We start from the raw sequence: 6341 nt of genomic DNA, 5'->3' as shown, positions 1-6341 counted from the left end.
GGTGACCGGCATGGATGCCGGTCAGTTTGGCGTCAGGGCAGGATGCCCTGTCGACAAACCCCGTAACCCGCACGCGAACCTTGCGGACAGGAGGTCCGCAAGGCGCGGAAGCGGGGTGTCGTTTTCTCTTGGTTACTTCTCTTTTGGACAAGCAAAAGAGCAAGTAACTCGCCCTCCGCAGGAGGACGAAAGCTCTGCTTTTGAACGACGATCAGTTGCGGCGAAAGCCCCAATCGCGCCCGCGCGATACCATTACCCCTCTGACAGCAAAGCCGAGTCCGCCAGCCATGACGCCAACCCGCCTGGAAATCAACCGCCCCGACGACTGGCACCTCCACCTTCGCGACGGCGAAGCGCTGGCCTCGGTGATCGGCCACACCGCCGAACGTTTCGCCCGCGCCATCGTGATGCCGAACCTGAAGCCACCGGTGACCACGGTGGCCCAGGCCGAAGACTACCGTCGCCGCATCCTGTCCAATCTGCCGAAAGGCTCAAGCTTCCAGCCGCTGATGACGCTGTACCTCACCGAGAACACCCCGGTCGAGGAGATCGCGCGGGCCAGGGCCAGCGACAGCGTGTTTGCGGTGAAGTATTACCCGGCCGGCGCCACCACCAATTCCGATTCCGGTGTGCGCGAGTTGTCGCGGGTCTACAACGTGATCGAGGCGATGCAGGAACACGATCTGCCGCTGCTGCTGCATGGTGAGGTCACCGATCCGGATATCGACATCTTCGATCGCGAGCGGGTGTTCATCGAGCGTCACCTGTTGCCGCTGCGCGAGCGCTTCCCCGCGCTGCGCATGGTGCTGGAACACATCACCACCCGCGATGCAGCCGAGTTCGTCAGCAACGCGCCGAGCAACGTGGCGGCCACGATCACCGCGCATCACCTGTTGCTCAATCGCAATGCGTTGTTCGAAGGCGGCATCCGCCCGCACAATTACTGTGCGCCGATCCTCAAGCGCGAGACGCATCGCGCGGCCCTGCTGCAGGCGGCCACCAGCGGCGATCCGTACTTTTTCCTCGGCACGGACAGCGCGCCGCATCCGCGCGAGGCGAAGGAGACGGGTTGCGGCTGCGCCGGCTTGTACACGGCGCATGCGGCGCTGGAGCTGTACGCCGAGGCATTCGAACAGGCGGGTCGGCTGGAGCAGTTGGAGGCGTTCGCCAGTTTCCACGGCCCGGATTTCTATCGCCTGCCGCGCAACACGGACCGGGTCGTGCTCGAACGCATGCCATGGACCGTGCCAGACGAATACCCGCTGGCCGGTTCCACCTGCAAACCGATGCGGGCAGGCGAATCAGTCGCCTGGTCAGTGGTGGGAACGACGCCACGCTGAGTGGATCTTTCCGCCGGCAGCGAACATTACGCGTACTGCGCGATCCCGTTGCCGAACGACCAGTTCTCCTTCGCCACCTCGACCAGGTTGATGAACACGTCTTCCGGGCGCAGGCCAGGATCGGCGGAGAATTTCTCCGCGATGCTCCGGTACAGCGCCTGCTTCTGCTCCACCGTGCGGCCCTGGTTGCAGGTGATCTGCACGATCACCAGGTCGTCGCTGCGGGCGATGCCGAGGTAGTTCGGGTCGTAATCGAATTCGTCCGCGTCATGCTGGTTGACCAGGATGAAGCGGTCGTCTTCCGGCACGTTGAAGGTTTCGCGCATGGCCTGGTAGATGCCATTGCGCAGGGCGGCTAGCTGTGCGGGCGACTTGCCACGACGCAGGGCGATACGGACGAGGGGCATGGGTTCCTCCGTGGAGACGGGCATGGCACGGTCAGGCTGAACGCAGCGAACCTCAGCCTGTGATGTCGTCGGTGATTCAGTAGGCGAACTCGCGGAACACCGGGTCGACGCTGCCGTTCCATGCGCCGTGGAACAGTTCGAGCTTGCGTTCGGCCGGGGTCTGGTTGGCCTGCACGATTTCGATCAGCGGTTCGAGGAAGATGCTTTCGTCGGCACCGTTCTTGTTCAAGCGGGCGCGGCGCTTGAGGCCGTGGGCGGCGATCTTCAGGGCTTCCTCGGCCAGGTCGCGCACCGTGCCGCCGCGGAATGGCAGCTTCAGCGCGTGCTTGGGCACGCCGTCGCGCAGGGCGTGGCGCTCTGCCGGGGAAAAGTCCTTGACCAGGTCCCAGGCGGCGTCCAGCGCTTCCTGGTCGTACAGCAGGCCGACCCAGAACGCGGGCAAGGCGCACAGGCGATTCCACGGGCCGCCGTCGGCGCCGCGCATTTCCAGGTACTGCTTCAGGCGCACTTCCGGGAAGGCCGTGGTGAGGTGGTCGGCGAAGTCCTTCATGGTGGCGTGCGTGCCGGGCAGGGCGGCCAGTTCGCCGGTCATGAACTTCTTGAAATCCTGGCCGGCGAGGTCGAGGTACTGGCCGTTCTGCAGGCTGAAGTACATCGGCACGTCGAGGATGTAATCGACGTAGCGTTCGTAACCGAAACCGTCGGCGAAGACGAAGTCGAGCATGCCGGTGCGATCCTTGTCGGTATCGGTCCAGATGTGCGAGCGATACGACAGATAGCCGTTTGGACGTCCTTCGGTAAACGGCGAGTCGGCAAACAGCGCGGTGGCGATCGGCTGCAGCGCGAGGCTGGTGCGGAACTTCTTGATCATGTCCGCTTCGGACGAGAAGTCCAGGTTCACCTGCACCGTGCAGGTGCGCGTCATCATGTCCAGGCCCAGCGAGCCGACCTTGGGCATGTATTCGCGCATGATCTTGTAGCGGCCCTTGGGCATCCACGGCATCTCGTCGCGGCGCCACTTCGGCTGGAAGCCCATGCCGAGGAAGCCGAGGCCGAGTTCGTCGGCGACCGAGCGCACGTCCTTCAGATGCGAGTTCACCTCGCAACAGGTCTGGTGGATCGTCTCCAGCATCGCGCCGGAGAGTTCCAGCTGGCCGGCCGGCTCCAGCGTGATCGAGGCGCCGTTGCGTGACAACGCGACCGGGTTCTCGCCCTCGCGCGCCACGTCCCAGCCGTAACGGGTGGCCAGCGTCTCCAGCAGGATCTTGATGCCGCGATCGCCCTCGAAGGTGGGCGGGCGCAGGTCGTCGGTGCGGAAACCGAACTTCTCGTGCTCGGTGCCGATGCGCCAGGCTTCGCGCGGCTTCTCGCCCGCCGCAAGGTAATCCGCAAGCTGCTGGCGACCCGCAATCGGGATGCTCTTCACGGCACTGGGTATGGACACGGGCAAGGCCTCGCTGGGGGAGCCGACACTATGGGGGCGACGCATGTCGACGAAAAGGGGGGCTGGTGGCACGCGCGGCCGACGGGACATTGGAACATCACGCGGCCGGGGACGCCTTGCGCTGGATCAGGTGCGCCGACTCGCGCCGCATCGTCAGTGGGCGAAGTCGGGAAACCAGGCGCGAAGTCGCCGTTTCAGCGCCAGCGCCGGGGCCTCCACCGCATGCCACGAGCACCATGCGACAAGCAGCGTGACGGTGGCTGCCACTGTTGCCGTGGCCAAATACGAAGGCGCCACCGGCCAAAGGTGCACGCTGAGCTGTTGCACGAAGTAGGCGTACAGGTAGGCGCCGTAGGACAGGTCGCCGAAGCGGGCCGCCGAACGCAGTCCCGGCGTGCTTTGCTGTCCGAACCACAGGGTGAACGGCACCAGCACCGCCCATTGCGCCAGTCGTGCGTGCTGCAGCAGGGCAGCGGCCAGCAGGCAGGTTGCCAGGGCGGCCGCCACGGCCAGACGCCGCCGGCTGATCTCGACGACGAACTGGCGCGCGCAGACGCCGCCCAAGAAGAACGCCGTGTAGAAGTAGCAGAGGTTCTCGAAGCTGTTGCCACGGGAGTGCCCGGGCAGCGTCTTGGCGTACATCACCGCGACCACGAGCAGCGCGAGCAGGCTGAAGATCCTCCGGCGCAGGCCGATGGCGCCGAGCACGGCGACATAGGCATAGCATTTCGCCTCCAGGGGTATCGTCCACCAGCTGCCATTGACCGCCGACAGGATCGCGTTGGCCGGCGCCGTGGCGAATACCCCCGGCAGCGTGTAGTAGGCGCGCAACTGGGCATTGAAGGTGATGAAGCGGCGGGTCTCGCGACCGAAATAGTCGTGCAGCGGCAAGGTGGTGAGCGCGGCTGCGGCGACCACGATGACCAGCGTGGCGACGATCAGCGCAGGCCAGATGCGCAGGAACCGGCGCATGGCGAAACGCATGATGTGCGGGTCGTGGTACCAGCTCTCGGTGACCAGGTAGCCGCTCATGGTGAAGAACATCGCGACCGCGATCGAGCCGAGCGTCATGCCCTCGGCCAGGGTGGCCTCATGCAGGCCAAGCAGCACGAACTGGTGCGAGGCCAGCACCATCAGCGAGGCGACCAGCCGCAGCCCGTCGAAATTGTTGGCATGTCCGCCGGAGGGCGAAGGACGAGGGAGATTGATCACGAAGATCCTTTTCGCCGCCATGCCGATGACTCCGCGCATCGCCCGAAGCATCGCCACGAACAAACAGGGCCGGCATGGCCGGCCCTGTTCTTCAGCGCTTCATGGAATTGAAGAACTCGTCGTTGGACTTGGTGTTCTTCATCTTGTCGAGCATGAATTCCATCGCGCTCAATTCGTCCATCGGGTGCAGCAGTTTGCGCAGGATCCAGATCTTGGCCAGCATGTCCGGCTCGATCAGCAGGTCCTCGCGGCGGGTGCCGGAGCGGTTGATGTCGATCGCCGGGTAGACGCGCTTCTCGGAGATGCGGCGGGACAGGTGCACTTCCATGTTGCCGGTGCCCTTGAACTCCTCGTAGATTACCTCGTCCATCTTGCTGCCGGTTTCGGTCAGCGCGGTGGCGATGATGGTCAGGCTGCCGCCTTCCTCGACGTTGCGCGCGGCACCGAAGAAGCGCTTCGGGCGCTGCAGCGCGTTCGCGTCCACGCCGCCGGTGAGCACCTTGCCAGAGCTGGGGATCACGGTGTTGTAGGCGCGCGCCAGACGGGTGATCGAGTCGAGCAGGATGATCACGTCCTTCTTGTGCTCGACCAGGCGCTTGGCCCGCTCGATCACCATTTCGGCGACCTGCACGTGGCGCACGGCCGGCTCGTCGAAGGTGGAGCTGATGACCTCTGCGCGCACGGTGCGGGCGATCTCGGTGACTTCCTCCGGACGCTCGTCGATCAGCAGCATGATCAGGTGCGATTCGGGATGGTTGTACTGGATCGCCTGGGCGATGTTCTGCAGCATCATCGTCTTGCCGGATTTCGGCTGGGAGACGATCAGGCCGCGCTGGCCCTTGCCGATCGGTGCGATCAGGTCGAGGATGCGGCCGGTGATGTCCTCGCTCGATCCGTTGCCGCGCTCCAGCTTGAACGCCTTGCGCGGGAACAGCGGGGTGAGGTTCTCGAACAACATCTTGTTCTTCGACGCCTCCGGCGGATCGCCGTTGATGTCGTCGACGCGCAGCATGGCGAAGTAGCGTTCGCCTTCCTTCGGGTGGCGCACGCGACCGGTGATGTAATCGCCGGTGCGCAGGTTGAAGCGGCGGATCTGGCTGGGCGACACGTAGATGTCGTCGGGGCCGGCCAGGTACGACTCGTCAGCCGAGCGCAGGAAGCCGAAGCCGTCCTGCAGGATTTCCAGCACGCCTTCGGCCCAGATGCCGCCGCCGGAGCGGGCGTGCGCCTTGAGCACGTTGAAGATCACGTCCTGCTTGCGGGCGCGGGCGACGCCTTCGTGCACGCCCAGCGACTCGGCGAACTCCAGCAGCTGCGGCGCGCGCATGCGCTTGAGTTCGGTGAGGTTGATCAGGCGGCTGTCGCTGCCCGGATCGGCGTTGTCGTCATCCACCGGCAGGCCGTTCGGGTTCGGGCGCGGATGGTTCTGCGGGCGGCCCTGTTGCTGGTTGCTGCGCTCGCCGCGGTCACCGCGTTCGTTGCGCCGGCGGCGGCCACGACCTTCGCGGGCGCCATTGTTCTGGCCACCATTCGGATTCGGGTTGGCGCCGGGCGCCGGCGCCGGGTTCGGTCCGCCCTGGTTCGCGGCCTGGTTCGGGTTCGACGATGGCGCATTCTGCTGGCCGTTCTGCTGGCCGGCGTTGTCGCGCGGTTCCTGCGCTGCGCGCGGCGCGGCAGGCTCGGTCGTGGTCATCGGCAGGCTCGCCTGGGCAGGTGCGGGTGCTGGTGCGGGTGCGGGAACAGGCGCCGGAGCAGGCGCTGGCGCTGCGGCCTTTTCGCCGCCGGCAGCCTTCTCGGCGTTCGCCGCGGCAATCGCCGCTGCGCTGCGTCGGGGCGCGCGGGCGCGCGGCTCGGACTTGCCCTCGACCACGGGCCTGGGGTCGACACTTTTGGCGTCGTTCGGAATTTTGTTATCGGTATCGGACACGGGCAATCCTC

5 protein-coding genes are annotated in these 6341 nt (G+C 65.7%); 1 reads left to right on the top strand and 4 read right to left on the bottom strand.

Annotated features, from left to right (window positions below):
• Positions 1 to 287 precede the first annotated feature (287 nt).
• On the top strand, positions 288 to 1340 hold the full coding sequence (gene pyrC, locus ASD82_RS07015) for a dihydroorotase (RefSeq protein ID WP_056717123.1): 1053 nt from the start codon (positions 288 to 290) through the stop codon (positions 1338 to 1340).
• 26 nt (positions 1341 to 1366) lie between these two features.
• On the opposite strand, the gene ASD82_RS07010 is transcribed toward pyrC, so the two are convergent.
• The 4 genes from ASD82_RS07010 to rho all read right to left on the bottom strand — a co-directional run bounded on the left by ASD82_RS07010 (position 1367) and on the right by rho (position 6330).
• A complete protein-coding gene (locus ASD82_RS07010) occupies positions 1367 to 1747 on the bottom strand; it encodes a tautomerase family protein (protein WP_056717122.1) in 381 nt (126 codons plus the stop codon).
• A 76-nt stretch (positions 1748 to 1823) separates the two neighbouring features.
• A complete protein-coding gene (locus ASD82_RS07005; protein ID WP_056717121.1) occupies positions 1824 to 3191 on the bottom strand; it encodes a glutamate--cysteine ligase in 1368 nt (455 codons plus the stop codon).
• A 153-nt stretch (positions 3192 to 3344) separates the two neighbouring features.
• Positions 3345 to 4424 (bottom strand): acyltransferase, encoded by a 1080-nt coding sequence (locus ASD82_RS07000; protein WP_162253815.1) that lies wholly within the window; start codon positions 4422 to 4424, stop codon positions 3345 to 3347.
• 70 nt (positions 4425 to 4494) lie between these two features.
• Positions 4495 to 6330, bottom strand: a complete 1836-nt coding sequence (rho, locus tag ASD82_RS06995) for a transcription termination factor Rho (RefSeq protein ID WP_056717119.1) — start codon at positions 6328 to 6330, stop codon at positions 4495 to 4497.
• Positions 6331 to 6341 lie beyond the last annotated feature (11 nt).

It is taken from the genome of Rhodanobacter sp. Root179 (assembly GCF_001428465.1).
Taxonomy (GTDB): Bacteria; Pseudomonadota; Gammaproteobacteria; order Xanthomonadales; family Rhodanobacteraceae; genus Rhodanobacter.
Note: the sequence above shows the minus strand (reverse complement) of the source record. Positions and strands in the feature narration are given on the sequence as shown.

Coding starts and splice junctions, on each gene's coding strand:
- pyrC (WP_056717123.1), top strand. CDS start 288: ATGACGCCAACCCGCCTGGAAATCAACCGCCCCGACGACTGGCACCTC.
- ASD82_RS07010 (WP_056717122.1), bottom strand. CDS start 1,747: ATGCCCCTCGTCCGTATCGCCCTGCGTCGTGGCAAGTCGCCCGCACAG.
- ASD82_RS07000 (WP_162253815.1), bottom strand. CDS start 4,424: ATGGCGGCGAAAAGGATCTTCGTGATCAATCTCCCTCGTCCTTCGCCC.